At 73.0% G+C, this 26,693-nt stretch carries 22 protein-coding genes; 8 read left to right on the plus strand and 14 right to left on the minus strand.

Annotated features, from left to right (window positions below; genetic code table 11):
* The first annotated feature begins 51 nt into the window (after positions 1–51).
* The 4 genes from ACGF5G_RS30025 (at position 52) to pgl (ending at position 5,140) form a co-directional block, all read left to right on the plus strand.
* On the plus strand, positions 52–1,701 hold the full coding sequence (locus ACGF5G_RS30025) for a glucose-6-phosphate isomerase (protein ID WP_393268904.1): 1,650 nt from the start codon (positions 52–54) through the stop codon (positions 1,699–1,701).
* A gap of 11 nt (positions 1,702–1,712) precedes the next feature.
* Positions 1,713–3,254 (plus strand): glucose-6-phosphate dehydrogenase, encoded by a 1,542-nt coding sequence (gene zwf, locus ACGF5G_RS30030; RefSeq protein ID WP_393268907.1) that lies wholly within the window; start codon positions 1,713–1,715, stop codon positions 3,252–3,254.
* A gap of 31 nt (positions 3,255–3,285) precedes the next feature.
* On the plus strand, positions 3,286–4,302 hold the full coding sequence (locus tag ACGF5G_RS30035) for a glucose-6-phosphate dehydrogenase assembly protein OpcA (protein WP_350709148.1): 1,017 nt from the start codon (positions 3,286–3,288) through the stop codon (positions 4,300–4,302).
* 67 nt (positions 4,303–4,369) lie between these two features.
* Complete coding sequence (gene pgl, locus ACGF5G_RS30040) at positions 4,370–5,140, plus strand: 6-phosphogluconolactonase (protein ID WP_393268910.1); 771 nt, start codon at positions 4,370–4,372, stop codon at positions 5,138–5,140.
* Between the two features lie 52 nt (positions 5,141–5,192).
* On the opposite strand, the gene ACGF5G_RS30045 is transcribed toward pgl, so the two are convergent.
* The 8 genes from ACGF5G_RS30045 to rapZ form a co-directional block, all read right to left on the minus strand.
* Positions 5,193–5,546: an RNA polymerase-binding protein RbpA gene (locus ACGF5G_RS30045; protein WP_393268912.1), complete on the minus strand. Its 354-nt coding sequence runs from the start codon at positions 5,544–5,546 to the stop codon at positions 5,193–5,195.
* A 133-nt stretch (positions 5,547–5,679) separates the two neighbouring features.
* Positions 5,680–5,943 (minus strand): preprotein translocase subunit SecG, encoded by a 264-nt coding sequence (gene secG / locus ACGF5G_RS30050; protein WP_393268914.1) that lies wholly within the window; start codon positions 5,941–5,943, stop codon positions 5,680–5,682.
* A 95-nt stretch (positions 5,944–6,038) separates the two neighbouring features.
* The gene (gene tpiA / locus ACGF5G_RS30055; protein WP_357456816.1) at positions 6,039–6,830 is read right to left on the minus strand and encodes a triose-phosphate isomerase; all 792 of its coding nucleotides are present in this window, start codon (positions 6,828–6,830) and stop codon (positions 6,039–6,041) included.
* On the minus strand, positions 6,830–8,029 hold the full coding sequence (locus ACGF5G_RS30060) for a phosphoglycerate kinase (RefSeq protein ID WP_393268917.1): 1,200 nt from the start codon (positions 8,027–8,029) through the stop codon (positions 6,830–6,832). Before ACGF5G_RS30060 ends, tpiA begins: the two co-directional genes overlap by 1 nt.
* Complete coding sequence (gene gap / locus ACGF5G_RS30065) at positions 8,026–9,030, minus strand: type I glyceraldehyde-3-phosphate dehydrogenase (RefSeq protein WP_393268919.1); 1,005 nt, start codon at positions 9,028–9,030, stop codon at positions 8,026–8,028. Before gap ends, ACGF5G_RS30060 begins: the two co-directional genes overlap by 4 nt.
* Before the next feature lie 264 nt (positions 9,031–9,294).
* Positions 9,295–10,275, minus strand: coding sequence for a DNA-binding protein WhiA (gene whiA, locus ACGF5G_RS30070; RefSeq protein ID WP_067304387.1), 981 nt, complete (start codon positions 10,273–10,275; stop codon positions 9,295–9,297).
* A gap of 54 nt (positions 10,276–10,329) precedes the next feature.
* Positions 10,330–11,325: a uridine diphosphate-N-acetylglucosamine-binding protein YvcK gene (gene yvcK / locus ACGF5G_RS30075; RefSeq protein WP_393268922.1), complete on the minus strand. Its 996-nt coding sequence runs from the start codon at positions 11,323–11,325 to the stop codon at positions 10,330–10,332.
* Positions 11,322–12,239 carry an RNase adapter RapZ gene (gene rapZ / locus ACGF5G_RS30080; RefSeq protein ID WP_393268925.1) on the minus strand — a complete coding sequence of 306 codons (918 nt, stop codon included), beginning with the start codon at positions 12,237–12,239 and terminating at the stop codon, positions 11,322–11,324. The genes yvcK and rapZ overlap by 4 nt, the downstream gene beginning before the upstream one ends.
* A gap of 336 nt (positions 12,240–12,575) precedes the next feature.
* On the opposite strand from rapZ, the gene recQ reads away from it, so the two are divergent.
* A complete protein-coding gene (gene recQ / locus ACGF5G_RS30085; protein ID WP_393268928.1) occupies positions 12,576–14,414 on the plus strand; it encodes a DNA helicase RecQ in 1,839 nt (612 codons plus the stop codon).
* A 135-nt stretch (positions 14,415–14,549) separates the two neighbouring features.
* On the opposite strand, the gene ACGF5G_RS30090 is transcribed toward recQ, so the two are convergent.
* Positions 14,550–16,787 (minus strand): hypothetical protein, encoded by a 2,238-nt coding sequence (locus ACGF5G_RS30090; RefSeq protein ID WP_393268931.1) that lies wholly within the window; start codon positions 16,785–16,787, stop codon positions 14,550–14,552.
* A 235-nt stretch (positions 16,788–17,022) separates the two neighbouring features.
* Between ACGF5G_RS30090 and ACGF5G_RS30095 the strand changes: the two genes are divergently transcribed.
* Positions 17,023–17,190 carry a hypothetical protein gene (locus ACGF5G_RS30095; RefSeq protein ID WP_393268933.1) on the plus strand — a complete coding sequence of 56 codons (168 nt, stop codon included), beginning with the start codon at positions 17,023–17,025 and terminating at the stop codon, positions 17,188–17,190.
* A 94-nt stretch (positions 17,191–17,284) separates the two neighbouring features.
* Here the strand turns inward: ACGF5G_RS30095 and uvrC are convergent, their stop codons facing one another.
* From uvrC to rsgA, 4 genes are all read right to left on the minus strand, one after another.
* A complete protein-coding gene (gene uvrC, locus ACGF5G_RS30100; RefSeq protein ID WP_393268934.1) occupies positions 17,285–19,261 on the minus strand; it encodes an excinuclease ABC subunit UvrC in 1,977 nt (658 codons plus the stop codon).
* A gap of 252 nt (positions 19,262–19,513) precedes the next feature.
* Entirely contained in the window at positions 19,514–19,996 is a 483-nt protein-coding gene (locus ACGF5G_RS30105; protein WP_393268937.1) for a Rieske (2Fe-2S) protein, read from the minus strand.
* 151 nt (positions 19,997–20,147) lie between these two features.
* Entirely contained in the window at positions 20,148–23,087 is a 2,940-nt protein-coding gene (gene uvrA, locus ACGF5G_RS30110) for an excinuclease ABC subunit UvrA (protein WP_393268939.1), read from the minus strand.
* Between the two features lie 249 nt (positions 23,088–23,336).
* Positions 23,337–24,389: a ribosome small subunit-dependent GTPase A gene (rsgA, locus tag ACGF5G_RS30115; RefSeq protein WP_393268941.1), complete on the minus strand. Its 1,053-nt coding sequence runs from the start codon at positions 24,387–24,389 to the stop codon at positions 23,337–23,339.
* Between the two features lie 173 nt (positions 24,390–24,562).
* On the opposite strand from rsgA, the gene ACGF5G_RS30120 reads away from it, so the two are divergent.
* Both ACGF5G_RS30120 and ACGF5G_RS30125 read left to right on the plus strand, forming a co-directional pair.
* Positions 24,563–25,279 (plus strand): maleylpyruvate isomerase family mycothiol-dependent enzyme, encoded by a 717-nt coding sequence (locus ACGF5G_RS30120; RefSeq protein WP_393268943.1) that lies wholly within the window; start codon positions 24,563–24,565, stop codon positions 25,277–25,279.
* Between the two features lie 6 nt (positions 25,280–25,285).
* Positions 25,286–25,939, plus strand: a complete 654-nt coding sequence (locus ACGF5G_RS30125; protein ID WP_350709178.1) for an MBL fold metallo-hydrolase — start codon at positions 25,286–25,288, stop codon at positions 25,937–25,939.
* A 57-nt stretch (positions 25,940–25,996) separates the two neighbouring features.
* On the opposite strand, the gene ACGF5G_RS30130 is transcribed toward ACGF5G_RS30125, so the two are convergent.
* Positions 25,997–26,608 (minus strand): DedA family protein, encoded by a 612-nt coding sequence (locus ACGF5G_RS30130; protein WP_393268945.1) that lies wholly within the window; start codon positions 26,606–26,608, stop codon positions 25,997–25,999.
* Positions 26,609–26,693: the final 85 nt, after the last annotated feature.

Genomic DNA, 26,693 nt, shown 5'->3' on the forward strand with positions numbered 1-26,693 from the left:
CAGCGGCGTGGCGCCTCGCGCCGCCGCCGCCGAGCGGAGCGAGGTGGCGGCGTGAGCGACCTGCTCGCCGGGCCTGTCGAGGCGGCCGCCGGGCTCGCCGTGCACGGGGCCGACACCGTCGACAAGTCGGCCCCCGCCTCCACCCGCGACGCGCTGGTCCGCGCCGGCGTGCCGGGCAGGCTGGCGGAGAAGGACCCGGCCCTGTGGGGCCCGGACGCCGAGGCCGAGGCGAAGATCCGCCTCGGCTGGGTGGACACCCACCGGCGCAGCCGCGAGCTGCTCCCCCAGCTCGCCGAGCTGAAGGCGGAGCTGGCCGACCTGGACCACGTGGTGCTCGCCGGCATGGGCGGCTCGTCGCTGGCCCCGGAGGTCATCGCGCGCACCCTCGGCAAGCAGCTGACCGTGCTCGACACCACCGACCCGGGGCAGGTCCGGGCGGCGCTGGCCGACCGGCTGGAGCGCACCGTGGTCGTGGTGGCCAGCAAGTCGGGCTCGACGGTGGAGACCGACAGCCACCGCCGGGCCTACTGGCAGGCGTTCCTGGACGCCGGGATGACCGAGGCGGAGGCCGGCCGGCACTTCGTCATCGTCACCGACCCCGGTTCGCCGCTGGAGGCCACCGCCGCCGAGATGGGCGCCTTCACCGTGCTGGCCGACCCGAACGTGGGCGGCCGCTACTCGGCGCTGACCGCGTTCGGGCTGGTCCCGTCGGCGCTGGCCGGCGTCGAGGTGGCCGAACTTCTCGACGAGGCGGACGCGCTGTCCCGGTCGCTGGGCGGCGACCGGGACAACCCGGGCCTGGCCCTGGGCGCCGCCCTCGGGGCGGCGGCCACCATGGGCCGGGACAAGATCGCCCTGATCTCCGACGGCACCGGCATCGACGGCCTCGGCGACTGGGCGGAGCAGCTGATCGCCGAGTCCACCGGCAAGTCCGGCGTCGGCATCCTCCCGGTCGTCGTGGAGTCCCCGGAGAGCCCCGGTGCCGGCGGCGCCGACGTGCTCACCGTGACCTACGGCGGCGCGCTGGCCACCGGCGCCGTCCCGGGCGGCGGCACCGGCCCGGACGTGGCGGTCAACGGCCCGCTCGGCGCGCAGTTCCTGGCCTGGGAGTACGCCACCGCGATCGCCGGCGTGGTGCTCGGCATCGACCCGTTCAACCAGCCCAACGTCACCGAGTCCAAGGAGAACACCAACAAGATCCTCGCCTCGGGTCCGCCGGCGGAGACGCCGTCGTTCACCTCGGGCGCGATCGAGGTGTACGCGCCGCAGGGCGCCCCGGGCGACCTGGCCGGCGTGCTCCGCTGGCTGGTCGACGGGCTGGGCGGCGACGGTTACCTCGCGGTGATGGCGTACCTCGACCGGTTCGCCGACGCCGACGCGGCCCGGCTGCGGCCGCTGCTGGCCGGGGCCTCCGGGCGGCCGGTCACCTTCGGCTGGGGGCCGCGGTTCCTGCACTCCACCGGCCAGTACCACAAGGGCGGCCCGCAGGTCGGCAGCTACCTCCAGCTCACCGGCGCGGTCGCCGACGACCTGCCGGTGCCCGGCAAGCCGTACACCTTCGGGGAGTTGCAGGCGGCACAGGCCGCCGGCGACCGGCAGGCCCTGGCCGGGCGGGAGCGCCCCCTGGTGCGGCTGCACCTGACCGACCGGTCCGCGGGCGTGACCCAGCTGCTCGATGCGGTCGGGGCGCTGCGGGCGTGACGATGAGGACCATGGACGATGCGGAGCGAGGAGGCGGCGTGAACCCGCTACGCGACCCGCAGGACCGCCGGCTGCCGAGGATCCCGGAGCCGTGCGCCCTGGTGATCTTCGGCGTCACCGGCGACCTCGCCCGCAAGAAGCTCCTTCCGGCGGTGTACGACCTGGCGAACCGGGGGCTGCTGCCCCCGGGCTTCGTCGTCCTGGGTTTCGCCCGTCGGGACTGGGGCGACGGCGACTTCGAGTCGCTGGCCCACGAGGCCGCCAAGAAGCACGCCCGCACCCCCTGGCGGGAGGAGGTGTGGGCGCGGCTGGTCGGCAACATCAAGTTCGTGGGCGGCGCGTTCGACGACGACGCGGCGTTCGACCACCTCGCCGCCACCCTCGACGAGCTGCGCCAGACGCACGGCATCCCGGGCAACGCCGCCTTCTACTTCTCCATCCCCCCGGCGGCGTTCCCGGTGGTGCTCAAGCAGCTGGCCCGCACGGGAATGGCCGACAACGCCAAGTCCGGCGGCTGGCGCCGGGTGGTGGTGGAGAAGCCGTTCGGGCACGACCTGCCCTCGGCGAAGGCGCTCAACGACCTGGTCGACGACGTCTTCACCCGCAAGGACGTCTTCCGCATCGACCACTACCTGGGCAAGGAGACCGTCCAGAACATCCTCGCCCTGCGGTTCGCCAACAACCTGTTCGAGCCGCTGTGGAACTCCAAGTACGTCGACTCGGTGCAGATCACCATGGCCGAGGACGTCGGCATCGGCACCCGCGCCGGCTTCTACGATTCGGCCGGCGCGGCCCGGGACGTGCTCCAGAACCACCTGCTCCAGCTGCTGGCGCTGGTGGCGATGGAGGAGCCGACGAGCTTCGACGCGGACGAGATCCGCACCGAGAAGCTCAAGGTGCTGCGGGCGATCACCCTGCCGAAGGACATCGCGGAGGGCACCGTCCGCGGCCAGTACCTGCCCGGCTGGGTGGGCGGCCAGCGCGCGGTCGGCTACCTGGACGAGGAGGGCGTCCCGGAGGACTCGACCACCGAGACGTACGTGGCGGTCCGGCTCGGCATCCAGAACCGCCGTTGGGCGGAGGTGCCGTTCTACATCCGGGCCGGCAAGCGGCTGCCGCGCCGCGTCACCGAGGTCGCCATCATGTTCAAGAAGGCGCCGCACCTGCCGTTCAACGCCGCCGACATGGAGTCGCTGGGCAACAACCAGCTCGTCATCCGGGTGCAGCCCGACGAGGGCGTGGTGCTCAAGTTCGGCTCCAAGGTGCCCGGCACCACGATGGAGGTCCGCGACATCGCGATGGACTTCCAGTACGGCGAGGCGTTCACCGAGTCCAGCCCCGAGGCGTACGAACGGCTGGTGCTGGACGTGCTCATCGGTGACCGCACCCTCTTCCCGGACGCCGCCGAGGTCGAGCAGAGCTGGCAGGTGGTGGACCCGCTGGAGCACGCGTGGGCGGGCACGAAGCCGGAGCCGTACCGGGCCGGTGAGTGGGGGCCCCGCGCCGCCGACGAGATGCTGGCCCGCGAGGGTCGGGCCTGGCGCAGAGCGTGAGCAAGCCCAGCGAGTCAACCAGGAGGCTCCAGTGATCGGCCTGTGGGACACCACCGGCAACGAGGTGGTCAAGGCGCTCGCCGCCGAACGGCGCAGCGCCGGCGGGGTGGCCAGCGGCATGGCGCTCACCCTGATCGTGGTGGTGGACGAGAAGCGGGTGCGCGAGGCGGAGGCGGCGGCCACGATAGCGGCCGCCGCCCACCCCTGCCGGCTGGTGGTGGTGGTCCGCTCCGACGTCGAGCGGGAGCGCAACCGCCTCGACGCGGAGATCGTCGTCGGCGGCCGGCTCGGCCCCTGCGAGGCGGTGGTCACCCGGATGTACGGGCGGCTCGCCCTGCACGCCGAGTCGGTGGTGATGCCGCTGCTGGTGCCGGACGTTCCGGTGGTGACGTGGTGGCACGGCGAGCCGCCGGCCGAGATCGCCACCGACTTCCTCGGCGTCGTGGCCGACCGGCGGATCACCGACGCCGCGCAGGCCGCCGACCCGGTCGAGGCGCTGCGCCAGCGGGCCCGGGACTACGCGCCGGGCGACACGGACCTGGCGTGGACCCGGATCACCCCGTGGCGCACGCTGGTGGCCGGGGCGTTCGACACCACCCAGGCGCGGGTGACCGAGGCGACCGTGGTCGCCCCGGCCTCCGACCCCACCGCCGCGCTGATGCGGGGCTGGCTGGCCGCCCGGCTCGGCATCGACCCGGTGTGGCAGCGCACCGACGAATTCCCGCGCATGCGGGAGGTGCAGCTGCGCTGCGCCAACGGCGACGAGCTGACGCTGACCCGGGAGGACAGCGTGGCGACGTTCCGGCGTACCGGCCAGGAGGACCGGCACCTGCCGCTCGTCCGCCGGCCGCTCGGCGACGAGCTGGCCGAGGAGCTGCGCCGGCTCGACGCCGACCAGGTGTACGCGGAGGCGCTGGGCACCACGGCCGGCCTGACCGGCCTGGACCAGCGCCCGGCGCAGCGGGTGCACGTCTGGAAGGACCCGGCCACCGCGCAGCGGGCCGAGGCGGGGGTGACCGCGCACGCGGGAACGAGCGCCCAGCACTGAGCGCCCGACTGCCGGGCGCACGAGGAACACCGACCGCGCGGCGGCCGGAGAAACGAAGGCACATCAGATGAGTGAGGCGAGTGTCGCCGTCCACGCCGACGCCGACCTGCTGGCCCAGGCGGTGGCCGCCCGGTTGGTGGTCAAGCTGCTCGACGCGCAGGCCGAGCGGGGCCAGGCGTCGGTGGTGCTGACCGGCGGGCGGATAGCCGCGGCGGTGCACCGGGCGGTGGCGGCGCTGCCGGCCCGCGACGCCGTGGACTGGTCCCGGGTGGACGTCTGGTGGGGCGACGAGCGGTTCCTGCCCGCCGGCGACCCGGAGCGCAACGAGACGCAGGCCCGGGCGACCCTGCTGGACGTGGTGCCGCTGGACCCGGCCCGGGTCCACCCGATGCCCGCCTCCGACGGGCCGGCCGGGCCGGATCCGGAGGAGGCGGCCGCCCGCTACGCCGAGGAGCTGGCCCGGGCGGCGCGTCCCGGCCACGCCGCGCTCCCCCACTTCGACGTGCTGATGCTGGGCGTCGGCGAGGACGGGCACGTGGCGTCGGTGTTCCCGGAGCACCCGGTGCACCACGACACCCGGCCGGTCAGCGCCGTCCGGGGCAGCCCGAAGCCCCCGCCGGTGCGGACCACCCTGACCCTCCCGGCGATCAACACCGCCGAGGAGGTCTGGTTGGTGGCCAGCGGCGCCGACAAGTCCCGGGCGGTCGGCATGGCGCTGGCCGGGGCGGGGCCGGTGCAACTGCCGGCGGCCGGCGTGCAGGGTACGGGTCGTACGCTCTGGCTGCTGGACCGGGCGGCGGCGGCCGACGTGCCGACCCGCCTGCGCAGCCTGCGCTGAGCGTGTAAGGAAGGGCCCCTTGTAACGCATAGCGTTAACAAGGGGCCCTTCCTTACAGCGCGGCGGGGCGGCCTCGGCGGCGACGCAGGTCGGCGAGGGCCTCGGCCAGGATGGCCTCCCCCTCCTCGGCGCTGCGCCGCTCCTTCACGTACGCCAGGTGGGTCTTGTAGGGCTCCGGCCGGGCCCGGCCCGGCGGGTTCTGCGCGTCCTGCCCGGCGGGGAGGCCGCACCGCGGGCAGTCCCACACCTCCGGGGCCTCGGCGTCGGCGGCGATGCGGATCTCGGTGTGGTGGTCGTTGCGGCACCAGTAGGTGACCGCCCGGCACGGGACCGGCTGGTAGCGCTCGGCGCGGCGTTCGGGGGCGGACCCGATGCGGGTGCCCCGGATGACGTTGCCACTCGGCACGGCTGCTCGCTCCTGTCGTCGGGAGGGGTACCGCCGCGGAGGGGGCGGCGGGCGACGCGGTGCAGCGGGTGAAACGGACTGCGCGCGGCCCGTCAGTGACGGACCGCGCGCAGATTGTACGACCAGACGGCGCTCAGACGACGCCGCTGGTCGTCTGGAGGCGCAGCCAGAGCCCGAGCCCGACGATGCAGGCGAACCAGACGATGCCCACCAGGACGGTGTAGCGGTCGAGGTTCTTCTCCGCCACCGACGACCCGGCGAGGCTGGAGCTGACGCCGCCACCGAACATGCTCGACAACCCGCCGCCCTTACCGCGGTGCAGCAGGATCAGCATGGTCAGCAGGATGCTCGTGATGACCAGCAACACGATCAACGTGTATGCGAACCAGATCGGCATGGCTGGGGTCAGTCCTCTCGTTACGATCCTCGCCCGGGCAGATCGGGCACGGTGGCACCGACCGACGGACGGGCGGAGTCAAGGATAGCGAGCGATCAGCGGGCGATGTGCTCCGGGAACCGGCAGATCTTCGCGAACTCCTCGGCGTCCAGGCTCGCGCCGCCCACCAGCGCCCCGTCGACGTCCGGCTTGGCCATGATCGCCGCGACGTTGGAGGACTTGACGGAGCCGCCGTAGAGGACCCGGACCTGGTCGGCGGTGTCCTGGCCGAAGGACTCGGCCAGCCGCTGGCGGACCGCCTCGCACACCTCCTGCGCGTCCTCCGGGGTGGCCGTCTTGCCCGTGCCGATCGCCCAGACCGGCTCGTACGCCACCACGACCTTCGCCACCTGCTCGGCGGTCAGCCCCTTCAGGGCCCCGTCGAGCTGGTCGCTGCAGTGCGCCACGTGGGTGCCCCGGTCCCGGACGTCGAGCCCCTCCCCCACGCAGAGGATCGGGGTGAGCCCGTGGGTCAGCGCCGCCTGCACCTTGGCGTTGACGATCGCGTCGTCCTCGTGGTGGTAGGCGCGCCGCTCCGAGTGCCCGACCACCACGTACGTGCAGCCCAGCTTGGCCAGCATCGGGCCGGAGATGTCGCCGGTGTAGGCCCCCGACGCGTGCGGCGACAGGTCCTGCGCGCCGTAGCCGAGCAGCAGCTTGTCGCCGTCGACGGCGGTCTGCACCGTACGCAGGTCGGTGAACGGCGGCAGCACCACCGTCTCCACGTCGGTGAGCTGCTTCTCGGTCAGGCTGGCCGCCAGCTTCTGCACCAGCAGGTTGGCCTCGAGGTGGTTGAGGTTCATCTTCCAGTTGCCGGCCATCAGGGGCCGGCGGGTGGCGCTCGCCATCAGTTCTCCAGAGCCGCGATGCCGGGGAGGGTCTTGCCCTCCAGGTATTCCAAAGAGGCGCCACCGCCGGTGGAGATGTGCCCGAAAGCGGACTCGTCCAGCCCCAGCGCGCGGACCGCCGCCGCCGAGTCACCGCCACCGACCACGGTGAACGCGTCGGCCTTCGCGATCGCCTCGGCGACCCCGCGCGTGCCGTGGGCGAACGCCGGCATCTCGAACACGCCCATCGGGCCGTTCCAGAAGATCGTCCGCGCGCCCTTGAGGGCGGCGGCGAACCCGGCGACCGTCTCCGGCCCGATGTCGAGACCCACCCGCTTGCTGGGAATGCCGTCGGCCGGCACGGTGTCGTGCGCGGCGTCCGGGGCGAACGCGTCCGCGGCCACCACGTCGACCGGGAGCAGGATCTTGTTCCCGGAGCGCTCCAGCAGGTTGCGGCAGGTCTCCACCATCTCCTCCTCCAGCAGCGAGGAGCCCACCTCGTGGCCCTGCGCCTTCAGGAAGGTGAAGCACATCCCGCCGCCGATGAGCAGCCGGTCGACCGTCGGCAGCAGCGCCTCGATCACGGCGAGCTTGTCGGAGACCTTGGAGCCGCCGAGCACCACCACGTACGGCCGCTCCGGCTCGCCGGTGAGCTTCGAGAGGACCTCCACCTCGCGCAGCACCAGCCGGCCGGCGACGTGTGGCAGCCGCGCCGGCACGTCGTGGACGCTGGCGTGCTTGCGGTGCACGGCGCCGAACGCGTCGTCGACGTACGCGTCGCCGAGGGCGGCGAGCTGGTCGGCGAACGCGCCCCGCTCGGCGTCGTCCTTGCTGGTCTCGCCCTTGTTGAAGCGCAGGTTCTCCAGCAGCGCCACCTCGCCGCCGGCCAGCGCCTCCACGGCGGCGCGGGCGGACTCGCCGACGGTGTCGGTGGCGAAGTGCACCCGCGACCCGAGCAGCTCGCCGAGCCGCCCGGCGACCGGACGGAGGCTGAACTGCGGGTCGGGAGCGCCCTTCGGGCGGCCCAGGTGCGAGCAGACGACCACCTTCGCGCCGGCCTCGACAAGCGCGCCCAGCGTCGGCAGGACGGCCCGGATGCGGCCGTCGTCCGTGATGTCACCGGTCTGCTTGTCGAGCGGGACGTTCAGGTCGGCGCGCACCAGCACGCGCCGACCCGACACCCCCTCGGCGAGCAGGTCGTCGAGGGTACGGATGCTCACAGCGACTGACCCACCAGCTTGACCAGGTCGACCAGGCGGTTGGAGTAGCCCCACTCGTTGTCGTACCAGCCGACGACCTTGACCTGGTTGCCGACGACCTTGGTCAGCGGCGCGTCGAAGATGCACGACGCCGGGTCGGTGACGATGTCGGCGGAGACGATCGGGTCCTCGTTGTAGACCAGGATGCCCTTGAGCGGGCCCTCGGCGGCGGCCTTCAGCGCGGCGTTGACCTCGTCCACCGTGGTCTCCCGGTTGACGTTGACCGTGAGGTCGGTGGTCGAACCGGTCGGGATCGGCACCCGCAGCGCGTAGCCGTCCAGCTTGCCCTTCAGCTCCGGCAGCACCAGGCCGATCGCCTTCGCCGCGCCGGTCGAGGTCGGCACGATGTTCAGCGCGGCGGCGCGGGCCCGGCGCAGGTCCTTGTGCGGCGCGTCCTGGAGGTTCTGGTCCTGCGTGTACGCGTGGATCGTCGTCATCAGGCCGTGCTGGATGCCGAACGTGTCGTGCAGGACCTTCGCCATGGGGGCGAGGCAGTTGGTGGTGCACGAGGCGTTGGAGATGATGGTGTGCTTGGCCGGGTCGTACTGGTCGTGGTTCACGCCCATGACGACCGTGACGTCCTCGTTCTTCGCCGGGGCGGAGATGATGACCTTCTTGGCGCCGCCGTCGACGTGTGCCTTGGCCTTGGTGGCGTCGGTGAAGAAGCCGGTGGACTCGATGACCACGTCCGCGCCGACCTCGCCCCACGGCAGCTTCGCCGGGTCCTTCTCGGCGTACGCCTTGATGGTCTTGCCGCCCACGGTGATCTCGTCGGCGGTGGCCTTCACCTCGTGCGGGAGACGGCCGAGGATGCTGTCGTACTTGAGCAGGTGGGCGAGCGTCGCGTTGTCGGTCAGGTCGTTGACCGCCACGACCTCGACGTCAGCGCCGGACGCCAGCACTGCCCGGAAGAAGTTGCGGCCGATCCGGCCGAAGCCGTTGATGCCAACCCGGATGGTCACAGGTCCCATCTCCTTGCGTTCTGGTCCGCCGGCGTCAGACCCGGGCCGGCGGAGGTGTGTGCGCCGACCGTTGGAGCCGGCCGTTGACGGTTCATCTCGGCCACCCCGCCGCGGTCTCGAAGGACCTGACCGCCCGAGGCGGTGTGCACGGCGAGGAGTGCCTGTGCCGGCCCCCTTGCCGTACGCAGCGACCCTATCCGAGCGTGCGGCGCCGTGCAGCGCCGGGTGGTGATCCCACTGGCGCCGCCGACCCTCACCGTCCTATCAGACCACGAGCATGTCGGGCGTGACGGCCGCTTCCGTATCCGGGATGCCCAGGTCCCGGGCCCGCTTGTCAGCCAGCGCCAGCAGCCGGCGGATCCGGCCGGCGATGGCGTCCTTGGTCAGCGGGGGGTCGGCCAGTGCGCCCAACTCCTCCAGCGACGCCTGCCGGTGCTCCAGGCGCAGCTGACCGGCCGAGGTCAGGTGGTTCGGGGCGTCGTCGGCGAGGATCTCCAGCGCCCGGGTGACCCGGGCGGCGGCGGCCACCGCGGCGCGCGCCGAGCGGCGCAGGTTGGCGTCGTCGAAGTTGGCCAGCCGGTTCGCCGTGGCCCGGACCTCGCGGCGGACCCGGCGCTCCTCCCAGGCCAGCACGCTGGAGTGCGCGCCGATGCGGGTGAGCAGCGCGGCGATCGCGTCGCCGTCCTTGACCACCACCCGGTCCACCCCGCGCACCTCGCGGTTCTTGGCGGTGATGCCGATCCGGCGGGCCGCGCCGACCAGGGCCAGCGCCGACTCGGGGCCGGGGCAGGTGATCTCCAGCGCGCTGGAGCGGCCGGGCTCGGTCAGCGAGCCGTGCGCCATGAACGCGCCCCGCCAGGCCGACACCGCGCAGCAGACGTTCGCGGCGACGACGTGCGGTGGCAGGCCCCGCACCGGGCGGCCCCGGACGTCGAGCAGCCCCGTCTGCCGCGCGAGGGCCTCGCCGTCCTTGACCACCCGCACGATGAAGTGGCTGCCCTTGCGCAGGCCGCCGGAGGCCAGCACGTGGATCTCGCTGGGGTAGCCGTAGACCTCGGCGATCTCCCGCCGCAGCCGGCGGGCCACCGCCCCGGTGTCGAGTTCGGCCTCCACCACCACCCGACCGGAGACGATGTGCAGCCCGCCGGCGAAGCGCAGCAGCGCCGCCATCTCCGCCCGCCGACAGCAGGGCTTGGGCACGTCGACCCGACTCAGCTCGTCCTTGACCGCAGCCGTCATCGCCATTGTGCGTCCCCTCACGGACCTGTTCCGGCGTGTCGCCGGAGATTACGTACGTGTCTAACGATCGGCGCCCAGGACAGGCACCAGTGCGGCGCCCAGGGCGGCCGGATCATGACGGGGAGTGCCGTCGGTGACCGCGACGGGAGCGAGGACCAGGCGGGCACCCAGCGATTCTGCCGCACGTTCGACCGGTTCGGGGTCACCCGCCGCCTTGGAATCGGCGACCACATGGTCGACCTTCAGCTCCGGCAGGTACCAGCGCAACGCGGCCAGGTGGTCGGCCAGGGAGAGCCCGAGCGTCTCCTTCTCCGACGCGAGGTTCAGCGTCACCAACCGCCGCGCGGGGCTGGCGACGACGGCGGCGGCCAACTCCGGCACCAGCAGGTGCGGCAGCACGCTCGTGTACCAGCTGCCGGGCCCGAAGATCAGCCAGTCCGCCGCGCCGATCGCGGCGACCGCCTGCGGGCAGGCCCGCGGGGCGCCCGGGGTCAGCCGCAGCGACTCCACCCGGCCGGTGGTCACCGCGACCTGGTGCTGGCCGGTGACCGTACGCACCTCGTCCGGCCGGGTCGGGTCGGCGCCGCGCACCCGCGCCTCGATGTCCACCGGCTCGCAGGACATCGGCAGCACCCGGCCCACCGCGCCGAGCATCGCGCCGGCGTGTTCCAGGGCGGCCACCGGGTCGCCGAGCAGCTCCATCAGCCCGCAGAGCACGAGGTTTCCCACCGCGTGCCCGGCCAGCCCGTCGCCCCGCCCAGGGGCCGGGTCCTCGGAGCCCGGCGGCGGCACCTCGGCGAAGCGGTGCTGGAACAGGCCGGCGCTGCGCCGGGTGGCGGGGTGGTCCCCGGCGAGCGCCACCAGCGCCTGCCGCAGGTCGCCCGGGGGCAGGCCGCCCCGCTCGGCGCGCAGCCGGCCGCTGGAGCCGCCGTCGTCGCCGACGGTGACCACCGCCGTGATGTCCAGGTCCAGCTCGGGGGCGCAACGGCGCAACGCGCGCAGCGAGGCGGACAGGCCGTGCCCGCCGCCGAAGGCGACCACCCGCGTCGCCGTCACTCGCGCCCCAGGTCGCGGTGCTGGGCGTTGGCGGCCAGGCCGGACTGACGCAGCCGGGCCGCCAACTCCTCGGCGATGGCCACGCTGCGGTGCTTGCCGCCGGTGCAGCCGACCGCGACGGTCAGGTAGCGCTTGCCCTCCCGCTCGAAGCCGGCGGTGGTGGCGTTGACCAGGTCGGCGTACGAGGCGACGAAGGCGTCCGCGCCCTCCTGCCCCAGCACGTACGAGCTGACCGCCTCCTCCCGGCCGGTGTGCTCGCGCAGCTCGGGCACCCAGTACGGGTTGGGTAGGAAACGGGCGTCGAGCACGAAGTCGGCGTCCGGCGGCAGGCCGTACTTGAAGCCGAAGGAGAGCACGGTGACCCGCAACCGGCGGGTGTCCTCGCCGCCGAACAACTCCTCGATGCGGCGGCGGAGCTGGTTGACGTTCAGGTGGCTGGTGTCGATGATCACGTCGGCCTGGTCGCGGGCCTCCTCCAGCAGGCCGCGCTCGACCGCGATGCCGTCGGCGAGCCGCCCGTCGCCCTGCAACGGGTGCGACCGGCGGACGCTCTCGAACCGCCGGATCAGCACCTCGTCGTCCGCGTCGACGAACACCACCCGGGGCGAGAAGCCGCGCTCCTTCAGCTCCCGGATCGCCCCCGCCAGGTCCGTGGAGAAGGCGCGGGAGCGCACGTCCAGCACCATTGCCGTGCGCCGGGCCGCCCCGCCGGCCTTGAACGCCAGCTCCGCCATGTCGAGCATGAGCGCCTGGGGCAGGTTGTCCACCACGTAGAAGCCGACGTTCTCCAGCGCCCGGGCGACCGTGCTGCGACCACCACCGGAGAGGCCGGTGACCACCACCAGGGTGGTGTCCGACTCCGTCGGTGTCGGGTCCTCGGCGACCCGAGCCTCGGGTGTCCGCGCCTCGTTCACTGCCTGCTCCCCACGGGTGGCGCGGTCGGGTGTGACCGCGACTGGTCGATCTGCGACTCTATCCCTCGTCAGCGCGCCCGTGCCGACAGCGGTCAGGCGCGTACGCGCGAAGGCACGGCCGGGCAGCCGTGCCACCACGGGCCCGGGCCCCGCCGACGGCACGGCGATCTTGCAGGTGCCGCCCCGGCATATCGGGCCTATCACGCAATCCGATGGCATAAAGTGCAAGATCGCGGCGCCGTCGGCCGGATGGCACCGCTACCCCGTGACGCCGTCGTGGCGCGGCGCGTGCGCTCGGGTGCGCCGGGTGTCGGGGGCGGTTCGTAGAATCCCCGGATGGCTTCCCCCACCGACCTGCGCACCTCCGACGCCCTGGAGACGCTGCGCCGGGTGTTCGGCTACGACGCCTTCCGCGGCTTCCAGCAGGAGGTGATCGACCACGTCGTCGCCGGTGGTGACGCGCTGGTGCTGATGCCGACCGGTGGCGGCAAGTCGCTGTGCTACCAGATCCCGGCGCTGGTGCGTGACGGCGTGGCGGTGGTGGTCTCGCCGCTGATCGCGCTGATGCAGGATCAGGTCGACGCGCTGACCGCGGTCGGCGTGCGGGCCGGCTTCCTCAACTCGACGCAGGACCTCGACGCCCGCCGCGCGGTGGAGCGGGCGTTCGTCGGCGGCGAGCTGGACCTGCTCTACCTCGCCCCGGAGGCGCTGGGCACCCGCCCGGTGCAGCAGCTGCTCGACCGGGGCCGGATCGGCCTGTTCGCCATCGACGAGGCGCACTGCGTGTCGCAGTGGGGGCACGACTTCCGCCCCGACTACCTCGCCCTGTCGATGCTGCACGAACGCTGGCCGGACGTGCCCCGGATCGCGCTCACGGCCACCGCGACCAGCGCGACCCGCGCCGAGATCGCCACCCGGCTGAAGCTCACCGACGCCCGGCACTTCGTGGCCAGCTTCGACCGGCCCAACATCCAGTACCGGATCGTGCCCAAGCGCGAGCCCCGCAAGCAGTTGCTGGGCCTGCTGCGCGACGAACACCCCGGCGACGCCGGCATCGTCTACTGCCTGTCCCGCGCCTCCGTGGACAAGACGGCGGAGTTCCTCACCGCCAACGGCATCGCCGCGCTGCCCTACCACGCCGGCCTGGACGCGGCGACCCGCGCGCGAAACCAACAGCGCTTCCTGCGCGAGGACGGCCTGGTGATGGTGGCCACCATCGCCTTCGGCATGGGCATCGACAAGCCCGACGTCCGCTTCGTCGCCCACCTCGACCTGCCCAAGTCCGTCGAGGGCTACTACCAGGAGACCGGCCGCGCCGGGCGGGACGGGCTGCCGTCGACCGCCTGGCTGGCGTACGGGCTGCAGGACGTGGTGCAGCAGCGCAAGATGATCGAGACCTCGGAGGGCGACCTCGCCCACCGGCGCAACCTCGCCGCCCACCTCGACGCGATGCTGGCGCTCTGCGAGACGGTCCGCTGCCGCCGCGCCCAACTGCTCGACTACTTCGGCGAGCAGGCCACGGCCGCCTGCGGCAACTGCGATACCTGCCTCGACCCGCCGGAGTCGTGGGACGGCACCGTCGCGGCGCAGAAGCTGCTCTCCACGGTGTTCCGGCTCGACCGGGAACGCAACCAGCGCTTCGGCGCGGGGCACTGCGTCGACATCCTGCTCGGCCGCACGACCGACAAGGTCACCCAGTACGGCCACGACTCGCTGACCGTGTTCGGCATCGGCGGCGAGCTGCGCGAGGCCGAGTGGCGCGGCGTGGTGCGCCAGCTCCTGGCCGAGGGGCTGCTGGCGGTCGAGGGCGACTACGGCACGCTGGCCCTGACCGAGGCCAGCGCGGAGGTGCTGGGCCGCCGCCGCACGGTGATGATGCGGCGCGAGCCGGAGCGGGTCGCCTCGCCCCGGGCGGCCAAGCCACGCGGGGCGGCCACCGTCGTGGCCGACCTGTCCCCGGCGGCCGCCGGGGTCTTCGAGCGGCTGCGCGCCTGGCGCGCCGCCACCGCCAAGGAGCAGGGCGTGCCGGCGTACGTGATCTTCCACGACGCCACGCTGCGACAGATCGCCACCGACGCGCCGGCGTCCCTGGCGGAGCTGTCCCAGGTCAGCGGCGTCGGCGAGAACAAGCTCGCCAAGTACGGCGAGCAGATCCTGGCCGTCCTGGCCGAGTGACCGGCGGCCGGTCGAGCCACCGGCTACTCGACCGTGGCTGCCGGCGACGGGTTCGCCGGGCGCGACGATCGGGTCGGGAAGCAGAACCTCCCGACCCGATCGCGGTTGGTCGCCGGAGCGGCCCGGCGGTCCAGATCAGCCGGCGGAGTCTGCCTCAGGGCTGAGGCGGAACACCTCGTCGGAACGGGTGTAGTACAACGTGTGCCCGTCACGGGCGAAGGTGTAGTTGGTGATCCCGTTGGCCAACCTCCGTGGCTCCAGTGTCGTCGGATCGATCTGGAAGAGGTTGCCCCGGCTCAACGCGTACAGGGTGCCGTCCTCGGCGAACTCGAGGTCCGCGCTGACCCAGACGGCGGCCCCCTGCCACAGGTACGGGGTGAGCTGGGTCTTGCGCAGCACCTGGCCGGTGGCCGGGTCCAGCTCGTACAACCGACCCATGTCGATCGCCCAGAGGTTGCCGTTCGGGGCGACCGTCAGGGCGGTCACGGCCTCGACCTCCGGGCTGAGCGTGATCTCCCACAGCTTGGCGTCGCGGGTGGTGTCCCAGGCGAAGATCTTCGCGGTCCGGTCCGTCGGCGTGGAGCCCAGCCCACCGTGGACGGAGGTGCCGGCAAAGAGCACCTGGCCCGCCGCGGCCAGCGACACGATACTGTGGCCCGGAACGACATCCCGGTGCGTGACAAGCTCCCCGGTCTGCGGGTCGTACAGGCCGAGCACCCCGCCGAGCTTGCCGTAGGAGGGGACGGTGCCGAAGGCCACCCGGTCACCCACGGACGCCCAGGCGAACGGCCGGTCCTGCTCGAGGTGCTCCAGGGCGCCGATGTGCTCGGGGTTGGTGGTGCCGTCCCACTGCCGGGTCGGGTCGTACCGGTACAGGTTGGCCCGGGTGTACGTCCCGAGGTAGAGGTCGCCGTCGTGGGCCAGCATCCCCTCGACCTGCCCGACGTGCCCGCGCGGCAGCTGCTCGGTGGTCCCCGTTGCCGGGTCGTACGCGGAGACACCCTCGTACATGTAACCGCCGGTGTAGATCCGACCGTCGGGTCCGCGGCCGATCGACTGGATCTTGATCGGTGCCGTCTCCACGTCGGCCTGGCGGATGTCGTGCTTTCCGGTCACCGGGTTGTAGAGAGCCAGCTCGCCGGTCTGGTACATGAACGCGAGCGTGTTGCCCGGGAAGTCCGCGCTGCCCAGGTGCACCCAGCCGAAGTCCCGCGCCGGTTTGAGGTTCTTCATGCCCGTCCCCCGCACCTGGCCGGATGTGAGGTTGTAGGCACGCAGTTCACCGGCCGCGTCGATGTAGTAGACGTCCCGTCGCGGCCCGGGCTCCGACACGCTGCCGAACGAGGTCGGCCCGAGATCGGTGGCCCACTCACCTCGCTTCAGGTCGTAGGCGAGCAGGTGGTTGCCCGGGGTGACCCGGGCGAACATCGTATCGTCCCGGATGTCGAGGAAGTAGACGAACTCGTTGTCGCGGTGCTCGGCGGGGAGTTCGATGGTGCGCCGGGTTCCGGTGCCGGGATCGAGCACGACGATGCGCGGCTTCGAGCTGCCGAGGCCGGCGTAGACGAGTCCGTCGGCGACGGCGACGCTGCGCACGTACGCCTCGTCCGAGACGCTGCCGTAGCTGGTGAAGTCACCGGTGGCGGGGTTGAAGCTGAACACCTCACCCTTCGGGTAGGTGCCACCCCAGACGATGCCGTTCTCGTCGACCTCCAGGTCCCACAGGTACAGGGCGTTCGGGGTGGCCCGGCCCAGCGACTCCAGCTTCGCCGTCGACGGCGACCAGCGGTAGAGCGCCCCGTCGTTGTAGGCACCGACGTAGACCGAGCCGTCGCCGCCGGTGATGACCGTCCATGATCCCTGTGCGCCAGCGGGCAGGGAGACCGCGTGCCTGAGATCGCCGGACGCTACGTCGATCACCTCGAACCGGGCGGGCGTACCCGTGGTGACGGCGTATATCTCCTCGCGACCGTCGGGCCCCACGCCGTACGCGGTGTCGAGGATGTTGGCGGCCACCACCGGGTGCCCGATGGAGGTCTCGGTCCGCGGCACAGCGCGCCGGAACGTGACGTCGTCCCAGGTGACGCTGGTGACATCGGCGGTGGACGAGTAGAGCAGGATCCGGGCGGTGGCCGTCCCCGCGGGGGTTGTCGCGGTCACCCCTTCCCAGGCCCAGGCGGTCGGGTCGCCGTAGTAGATGCGGTGCGTGCTGCTGGACAGCTGCCGCCCCGCCGCGTCGTAGTAGTAGACGACGATCGACGGAATGCCGCGCTTGACGAGCACCCAGGCCCCGAAGTCGTACCTCTGGTCAGCGATCACCGGCACCGGGTCGCTGAGCAGGCCAAACTGGCCGGTGTTGCTGGGATCCTCCATGGACAGCGCCTGCGACCCGCCGCGCGTCGGCGATGCGACAACGCTGAAGCCGCCCGTCCCGTATCTTTGGGTCCAGCCCGGAATTGCAGTGGCCGAGGCAGGATCCTCGAATCCACCATTCCGCACGACCGAGTCCACGGTCAGCGGCTGGGCCGGCGCAGCGGCGAGAGCCCCGCTACCCGTTGACGCCATGAGGACACCGGCCGCTATGGCCAGGTGCAGTTTCCGCATCGGTATGAGCAAGTCGACCTCCGTGGAGCGGTGGCGGAAGGAGGATTCGCGGCTTGTCGACGGTTTCCTGCCCACCATCAAGGGGCCGCATTACGGCCTTGACCGTATATCGAACGTGTCGGATGTCAATACCCTGGCGCAGTCGGCCGCGGCGGCGGCTCGGTGGGCGTGAGCCGGTGGCCGTACCGCCGGCAGCTCGGGGCCCGGAGGAAGGCGAGGGCCCGGAAGGGCCGGCCGGCACGGAGCAGAGGCGTCTGGACTGGCGGTCAGGACCGCGCGGGCGGCTCACCGCCGCCGAGGGCGGCGAGGATCGCCTCGGCGGTGCGCCGACCGACGCCGGGCACCTCGGTGATCTCCTCGACGGTGGCGGCGGAGAGCCGCTTGAGTGAGCCGAAGTGCCGCAGCAGCGCCTTGCGCCGCACCTCGCCCAGGCCGGGGACCCTGTCCAGCGCCGACTCGGTCATCCGCTTCGAGCGCCGCTGCCGGTGGAAGGTGATGGCGAAGCGGTGGGCCTCGTCGCGCACCCGTTGCAGCAGGTAGAGCCCCTCGGACGTGCGCGGCAGGATGACCGGGAACTCGTCGTCGGGCAGCCAGACCTCCTCCAGCCGCTTCGCCAGGCCACAGAGCGCCACGTCGTCGACGCCCAGCTCCGCGAGGGCCTGGGCCGCCGCCGCGACCTGGGGCGCGCCGCCGTCGACCACCACCAGCTGCGGCGGGTACGCGAACTTGCGCAGCCGGCCGGTGGTCGGGTCGATCAGGGTGCCGACCCGCGGCTCGTCGGGCCCGGCCTGCCCGGCCGGGGCGTCGGGGTCGTCGGCCGGCTCGACGCCCACCTCGCCGGTCTCGGCGCGGGCGTCGAGATAGCGGGCGAAGCGGCGGCGCAGCACCTCCGACATGGCGGAGAGGTCGTCGGTGGCGCCACGGATGATGAACCGTCGGTATTCGCTCTTGCGGGGCAGCCCGTCCTCGAAGACGACCATGCTGGCCACCACGTCGGTGCCCTGCATCTGTGAGATGTCGAAGCACTCGATGCGCAGCGGCGAGGTGCGCATGTCGAGCGCCTCGCTGATCTCGTCGAGGGCCTTGCTCCGGGTGGTCAGGTCGCCGGCGCGGCGCAGCTTGTGCCGCGCGAGCGCGTCCTTGGCGTTGCGCTCGACCGTCTCCAGCAGGGACCGCTTGTCGCCGCGCTGCGGCACCCGCAGCGTCACCCTGCTGCCCCGGTGGCTGGAGAGCCAGTCGGCCAGCGCGACGGCGTCGGCGGGCAGCTCCGGCACGAGCAGCTCGCGCGGCACGTCGGCCTCGCCCTGCTCGCCGCCGTAGACCTGGGTGCAGAAGTGGTGCACCAGGTCGCCCGTGGTCAGGTCCTCCGTCTTCTCCACCACCCAGCCGCGCTGGCCCCGGACCCGGCCGTCGCGGACGTGGAACACCTGGACGGCCGCCTCCAGGGGGTCGTCGGCGAACGCGACCACGTCGGCGTCGGTGCCGTCGCCGAGCACCACCGTCTGCTTCTCCATCGCCCGGCGCAACGCGGCGATGTCGTCGCGCAGCCGGGCCGCCCGCTCGAACTCCAACTGCTCGCTGGCCTCGGTCATCTCCCGTTCCAGCTTGCGGACCATCGTGTCGGTGCGGCCGGCCATGAACTCGCAGAAACCGTCGACGATCTCGCGGTGCCGCTCAGGGGTGACGCTGCCGACGCACGGCGCCGAGCACTTGCCGATGTAGCCCAGCAGGCAGGGGCGGCCGACCTGGCCGGCGCGCTTGAACACCCCGGCGGAGCAGGTGCGGGCCGGGAAGACCCGCAGCAGCAGGTCGAGCGTCTCGCGGATCGCCCACGCGTGCGAGTAGGGCCCGAAGTAGCGCACCCCCTTGCGCTTGGCGCCCCGCATCACCTGCAGACGCGGGAACTCCTCGTCGAGGGTGACCGCCAGGTAGGGGTACGACTTGTCGTCGCGGTAGCGGACGTTGAAGCGCGGGTCGTACTGCTTGATCCAGGTGTATTCGAGCTGGAGCGCCTCGACCTCGGTGCCGACCGTGACCCAGTCGACCGACTCGGCGGTGGTGACCATCTGCTGGGTGCGCTGGTGCAGGCCCCACAGGTCCGCGAAGTAGGAGTTGAGGCGGCTGCGCAGGTTCTTCGCCTTGCCGACGTAGATCACCCGGCCGGTGCCGTCGCGGAACCGGTAGACCCCCGGTGACTCCGGGATCGTGCCGGGCGCGGGACGGTAGGTCGAGGGGTCAGCCACGGCAGCAAGCCTAGTCCGCACCCCCGACAGCCCCCGTCAGGAGCGCGGCGCCGCCCTGCCCGCCCTGCCCTGGTGGACGACCCGCCGGCGGCGCGGCCGGCATCCTGGTGCTGGAGCGGTTCCTGCCGCCGGCCGCCCTCCGGGGAGCCCCGGCCAGCCGGCCGGCGGACGACGGCGACGGCGACGGCGGACGCCACGACGGGATGACGACGGCCGACGACCCGGTGGGGTCGCCGGCCGCGGTGCGTCCGGTCAGGCCAGCGAGATCTGGTCGCCCGTGACCTTGATGTTCTTCGGTGGGAGAGGCTTGGTGGCCGGGCCGCCCTTCACCGAGCCGTCCTCGATGGAGAACTTGCTGAAGTGGCAGGTGCAGTTGATGGTGCCGCCGTCGACGTTGGTCACCGGGCAGCCCTGGTGCGTGCAGATCGAGTCGAAGGCCTTGAAATCACCGGCGGTCGGCTGCGTGACCACCACGCCCTGGGCGGGGTATACGGCGCCGCCGCCGACCGGGATGTCGGCGGTGCGGGCCAACGACTGCGCACCCGCGCGGTCACCGCCGCCGGCGTCGCCGCTGCTGGGCACCGCCGGGCCGCCGCTGGTCGGAGCCGCGCCGCCGCCGGAGTCGTCGCTGCCGCAGGCAGCCAGGACCACCGCAGCGCCGACCGCGCCGGCGCCCGTGAGAAGGGCACGCCGGGTCTGCGTCGCCGGCCCGGTCAGCTCCTGCTCGTCACTCATGCCTTGCCTCTCTCTCGGCTGCCGCCGCCCAGTGATGATCCGCGGCCATGCTCGGGTACACGCAACACTGTGCCCGACGGTTCACCCGGTCGGCGAGTGCCAGGCTGGCCAGACGGGCCCGGCGGCCCGCCCGGATGGGTGCCGGCGCGCCTCAGCGGGCCCCGGCCGGGACCTTCCGCGCGCGGGACTTCGCGCCGTTGGCCTTGGCCGCCCGGGAGGTGGCCGCCGCCGCACCCTTGGCCTCGCCGTCGAGCCTGAGCACCTGCCGCAGGAACTGCCCGGTGTGGCTCTCGGGCACCTCGGCGACCTCCTCGGGGGTGCCGGTGGCGAGCACCGTGCCGCCCCGGTGACCGCCCTCGGGGCCCATGTCGATCAGCCAGTCGGCCGACTTGATCACGTCGAGGTTGTGCTCGATCGTGATCACCGTGTTGCCCTTGTCGACCAGCCCCTCCAGCACCATCAGCAGCTTGCGGATGTCCTCGAAGTGCAGGCCGGTGGTCGGCTCGTCGAGGACGTAGACCGTCCGGCCGGTGGAGCGCTTCTGCAGCTCCGAGGCGAGCTTGACCCGCTGCGCCTCGCCGCCGGACAGCGTCGGCGCGGGCTGGCCGAGCCGGACGTAGCCCAGGCCGACGTCCACCAGCGTCCTGAGGTGCCGGTGGATGGCCGGGATGGCGGAGAAGAACTCCGCCGCCTCCTCGATCGGCATCTCCAACACGTCCGAGACGGTCTTGCCCTTGTAGTGGACCTCCAGGGTCTCCCGGTTGTAGCGGGCGCCCTTGCAGACCTCGCACGGGACGTACACGTCGGGCAGGAAGTTCATCTCGATCTTGATCGTGCCGTCGCCGGAACACGCCTCACAGCGTCCGCCCTTGACGTTGAACGAGAACCGGCCCGGACCGTACCCCCGGACCTTGGCCTCGGTGGTCTCCGCGAAGAGCTTGCGGACGTGGTCCCAGACCCCGGTGTAGGTGGCCGGGTTGGACCGCGGCGTCCGCCCGATCGGCGACTGGTCGACACCGACCACCTTGTCGACGTGCTCCAGCCCGGAGACCCGGGTGTGCCGGCCGGGAACCAGCCGCGCGCCGTTGATCTGGTTGGCCAGCACCGCGTAGAGGATGTCGTTGACCAGCGTGGACTTGCCGGAGCCGCTGACCCCGGTGACCGCGATGAGCTGACCCAGCGGGAACGACACGGTCAGGTTGCGCAGGTTGTGCTCGCGCGCGCCGTGCACGACCAGCTCCCGGCCGGGGGTCTGCGGGCGACGCTGCTGCGGCGTCGGAATGGACCGGCGGCCGGACAGGTACGCCCCGGTCACCGATTCCGGGTTCTCCAGCAGCGCCGGCACCGAGCCGCTGTGCACGATCTTGCCGCCGTGCTCGCCGGCGCCCGGGCCGATGTCGACGATCCAGTCGGCGGTGCGGATGGTGTCCTCGTCGTGCTCGACCACGATCAGCGTGTTGCCCAGGCCGCGCAGCCGGACCAGGGTCTCGATGAGCCGGTGGTTGTCCCGCTGGTGCAGCCCGATCGACGGCTCGTCGAGCACGTAGAGCACCCCGACCAGGCCGGAGCCGATCTGGGTGGCCAGCCGGATGCGCTGCGCCTCGCCACCGGAGAGGGTGCCGGCCGGGCGGTCCAGGGAGAGGTAGTCCAGGCCGACGTCGAGCAGGAACTTCAGCCGGGCGTTGATCTCCTTGAGCACCCGCTCGGCGATCATCTTCTGCCGGTCGGTCAGCTCGATGCCGGCGAGCAGGTCGGCGGCCTCGCCGACCGACAGGTTGCAGACCTCGGCGATGCTCTTGCCGGCCAGGGTCACCGCGAGCACCTCGGGCTTGAGCCGGGCGCCGCCGCAGGCCGCGCACGGCACGTCCCGCATGTAGCCCTCGTACTTCTCGCGCGACCACTCCGACTCGGTGTCGGTGTGCCGGCGCTCGATCCACTGCACCACGCCCTCGAAGCCGGTGTAGTAGGAGCGCTCTCGGCCGAACTTGTTGCGGTAGCGCACGTGCACCTGGTCGTCGGAGCCGTGCAGGATCGTCTTCTGCGCCCGGGACGGCAGGGCTCGCCACGGGGTGTCGACGTCGAAGTGCTCGGCCTCGCCGAGGGCCTCCAGCAGGCGGAGGAAGTATTCCAGGTTGTGCCCGGTCGACCAGGGCTGGATGGCGCCCTCGCGCAGGCTGCGCTCGGGGTCGGGGACGAGCAGCTCCGGGTCGACCTCCTTCTTGGTGCCGATGCCGGTGCACTCGGGGCACGCGCCGTAGGGCGCGTTGAAGGAGAAGACCCGGGGCTCCAGGTCCTCGATGGCGAGCGGGTGGTCGTTGGGGCAGGCCAGGTGCTCGGAGTAGCGCCGCTCGCGCTCCGGGTCGCCCTCGGCCAGGTCGACGAAGTCGAGCAGCACGAGGCCGTTGGAGAGGCCCAGGGCGGCCTCGACCGAGTCGGTCAGCCGCTGCTTGGCGCTCGGCTTGACGGCGAGCCGGTCGATCACCACCTCGATGGTGTGCTTCTCCTGCTTCTTCAGCTTCGGCGGCTCGGTCAGCGGGTGCACCACGCCGTCGACCCGGGCCCGGGCGTAGCCCTTGGCCTGGAGCTCGGCGAAGAGGTCGACGTACTCGCCCTTGCGGCCGCGCACCACCGGCGCGAGCACCATGAACCGGGTGCCCTCGGCCATGGCGAGGACCCGGTCGACGATCTGCTGCGGGGTCTGCCGGGAGATCCGCTCGCCGCAGACCGGGCAGTGCGGCTCGCCGATGCGGGCGAACAGCAGCCGGAGGTAGTCGTAGACCTCCGTGATGGTGCCCACCGTCGAGCGCGGGTTACGCGAGGTGGACTTCTGGTCGATGGAGACGGCCGGGCTGAGGCCCTCGATGAAGTCGACGTCCGGCTTGTCCATCTGGCCGAGGAACTGCCGCGCGTACGACGACAGCGACTCGACGTAGCGGCGCTGCCCCTCGGCGAAGATCGTGTCGAAGGCCAGGCTCGACTTGCCCGACCCGGAGAGCCCGGTGAAGACGATCAGGGCATCCCGGGGCAGGTCGAGACTGACGTCACGCAGGTTGTGCTCGCGCGCGCCACGGATGATCAGTCGGTCGGCCACTGTCCGTGTACTCCCGGGTGAAGAAGATGAGGAGGAAATGTCCGCTCTGAGACTGGTCTGAGCGGTTGTCTGCGCACAGGAAAGGCGCCCCGGCAACTCTAGCCCCGAGGTACGACACTTTTCCCCGCCGGCACATTCCCCCAGCTCAGCCCGGTCGGCCGCGCCGCCGGCCACCCCCTGGCACGGGCCGAGCGCCCGCGGCCGGTCGAGCGCCACGCGCCGACCGGCCGCTGTCGCGCGACGACCCCGTCAGGGGCGGGCGGCCCGCCGGCGGGCGGAGCGCCAGCCGCCGCGCCGCTCGGCGGCCAGCCGCGCCTCGCGCCGCCGGCTCTCGTACGCCACCTCCCGCTGCAACCGGCGCCAGCTCTCCCAGCGCCGCGCCGGCAGCTCGCCGTTCTCCAGCGCCTCGCGCACCGCGCAGCCGGGCTCCCCGTCGTGCCCGCAGTCGGCGTACCGGCAGCCGGTGGCCAGCTCGGCGATGTCGGCGAACGCCCGGTCCAGCCCCGCCGAGCCATCCAGCAGGCCCACGGCCCGTACCCCCGGGGTGTCCAGCACCGCCCCGCCGCCGGGCACCGGGACCAACGCCCGCCACGTGGTGGTGTGCCGGCCCTTGCCGTCGACGCGCCGGATCGCCTGGGTGGGCATCACCACGGCCCCGGCCAGCGCGTTGACCAGGCTCGACTTGCCGGCACCGGACGGGCCGAGCAGGCCGAGCGTGCGGCCGGGCGCCACCTCGGCGCGCAGCGGCTCCAGCCCGGTGCCGCGCTCGGCGCTGACGGCCAGCACCGGCACCCCGGGGGCGACGGCGGCGAGCTGGCGTGCCACCGCCTGCGGGTCGGCCGCCAGGTCGGCCTTGGTGAGCACCACCAGCGGCCGGGCGCCCGACTCGTGCGCCAGGGACAGCAGCCGCTCGATCCGGCCGGTGTCCGGTTCCGGATGCACCGGCTCCACCACCGCGGCGGCGTCCAGGTTGGCGGCCAGCACCTGGCCGCTGGCGTCCTTGCCGGCGGTCCGCCGGACCAGGGCGGTGCGCCGCGGCAGCACCGCCTCCACGGTCACGTTGCGGTCCGGCCAGGTGCCCAGCAGCACCCAGTCGCCGGCGCAGGGCAGGCGGGTCAGGTCCCGGGCGGCGGCGGCCAGGACCGCCCCGCCCAGGGTGGCGCGGACCGGGCCGTCCGCACAGAGCACGGTGCAGACGCCCCGGTCCACCCGGGCCACCCGGCCCGGGCGGTGGTCGTTGCGCCGTCGTACGTGTGCCGCCCGGTCGGCGTCCCAGCCGAGGGCGGTGATATCGATGGTCATGGCATTCCTTGTCGGTGTCGGAGCGGGTGGTGCACGCGTGCTGCGACCGGCAACGTCACCACCTCCTCCCCGACTTCCGGTGCCGCGTCCGACGCCGACGGTAGGGCGCGCGACGACGCGCCGAAAGCGATTTCCCCGGCGACTCGGGGCGGCCCGACGGTTAGGGTCGGTACGTGACCACTGATCCACTCCTGCTGACCGGCGAGGTGGACGCGGCCACGGACCGCCTGCTGCGGACCGCGGCCACCTTCGACGGTGCGGACGTCGCCGCCGCCTCCCTGCTGCCCGGCTGGACCCGCGGGCACGTGCTGGCACACCTGGCCCGCAACGCCGACGGATTCGTCAACCTGTTCACCGCGGCCCGCACCGGCGAGCCCGTCCCGATGTACGCCTCCGCGACGGCCCGGGAGGCCGACATCGAGGCCGGCGCTCCCCGGCCGCCCGAGGCCCACCTCGACGACCTGCGCCGCTCGGCCGACCGGTTCGCCGAGGCGGTCGCGGCGATGCCCGTCGAGGCGTGGGCGGGCACGGTCCAGACCCGGCGCGGCCCGTGGCCGACGGCCATGCTGGTCTGGGGCCGGCTGCGCGAGATCGAGGTGCACCACGTGGACCTCGACGCCGGTTACCGACCGGCCGACTGGCCCGAGTCGTTCGGCCACCGGCTGCTGCACGAGGTCGCCGGCGACCTCGCCGGCCGCGCCGACGTGCCGCCGATGGTGCTGCGCTTCGACGGCAGCCGGCACGAGCTCGTCGTCGGCGACCGCTCGGCCGCGCCCACGGTTGCCGGCTCCGCCCCCGAACTCGCCGCCTGGCTGATCGGCCGCAGCCCCGGCACCGTGCTGGCCGTCACCCCCGACGGCCCCCTGCCGCAACCACCGGAATGGATATAGCCAACGATGACCTACAGCGGAGACGTCACGCCCGGCGGTGCGCCGGCCGTACGCGAGCTCGACGCGCTCACCATCACCAAGGTGTCGGTGGGCCCGATGGACAACAACGCCTATCTGCTGCGCTGCCGGGCCACCGGCGAGCAGGTGCTGATCGACGCGGCGAACGAGGCCCCGCGCCTGCTCGACCTGGTCGGCGACGCGGGGCTGGGCACCGTGGTCACCACCCACCAGCACATGGACCACTGGGTGGCGCTGGAGGAGGTGGTCGCCAAGACGGGCGCCCGCCCGCTGGTGCACGCCGACGACGCGGCGGGGCTGCCGATCGAGGCGGAGACGCTGGCCGACGGCGACACCGTGCCGGTGGGCGACTGCGCGTTGGAGGTCATCCACATCAAGGGGCACACCCCCGGCTCGATCGCGCTGCTCTACCGCGACCCGGCCGGGACGCCACACCTGTTCACCGGCGACAGCCTCTTTCCGGGCGGGGTCGGCAACACCGACAAGGACCCGGAGCGCTTCGCCGCGCTGATCGACGACGTGGAGCACAAGCTGTTCGACCGGTTGCCCGACGACACCTGGTTCTACCCCGGCCACGGCAAGGACAGCACGCTCGGCGCGGAGCGCCCGGCGCTGCCCCAGTGGCGCGCCCGGGGCTGGTGAGCACCGGCGGGGCCGGGCGCGTCGCGCGCCCGGCCCCGCTCCCCCGTTGGGCGGCGGTCAGCCCCCGGTGACCGCCCGCAGCCGGCGCCGCGTACCCATCAGCACCACCCCCGCCAGCAGCAGCCCGACCGCCATGGTGACCAGCATCGGGCTGGACTCCCCGGGCAGCAGCCCGGCCAGCGACCGCGAGGCGGTCCCCAGCACCAGGTAGAGCCCGGCCCAGGCCGCCGCGCCGACCGTCGCGCAGCCCAGGAAGCGCCGGTACGACATCCGCAGCCCGCCCGCCGCCAGCGGCAGCAGCGCGTTGAACACCGGCAGGAAGGGCGCGACCAGCACCATCCGGCCGCCCCCGCGCCGCAGGATCCCCTCCGCCGCCGCCCAGCGTTCCTCGCCGATCCACCCGCCGATCCGGCTGTGGCGCAGCCGGTCCCCGTACCGGCGGCCGGCGAGGAAGCTCAGCGACCACCCGGAGAGGCAGCCGGCCACCACGACGGCGAAGGTGGCGACGCCGGTGACCGGGCCGCCGACCCCCATGGCGGCCAGAATCGCCACGTCCCCCGGGACCAGCACGCCGAGCAGCGGTACGGCGTCGAAGAGCATCACCACCCCGAGCACCCCCATGAGCAGGGTGGTGGGAAGCTCTCCGACCTGGGCCAGCCAATCCGCCATGCCCCGTACGCTATGACCGCCCGGCCACCCCGGGCATCGGGTCCGATCCCCCACCGCCCCCTGGTATCCGGGTCGGGGTCGACCC

The sequence above is a fragment of the Micromonospora sp. NPDC047730 genome (assembly GCF_043204765.1).
GTDB lineage: Bacteria > Actinomycetota > Actinomycetes > Mycobacteriales > Micromonosporaceae > Micromonospora.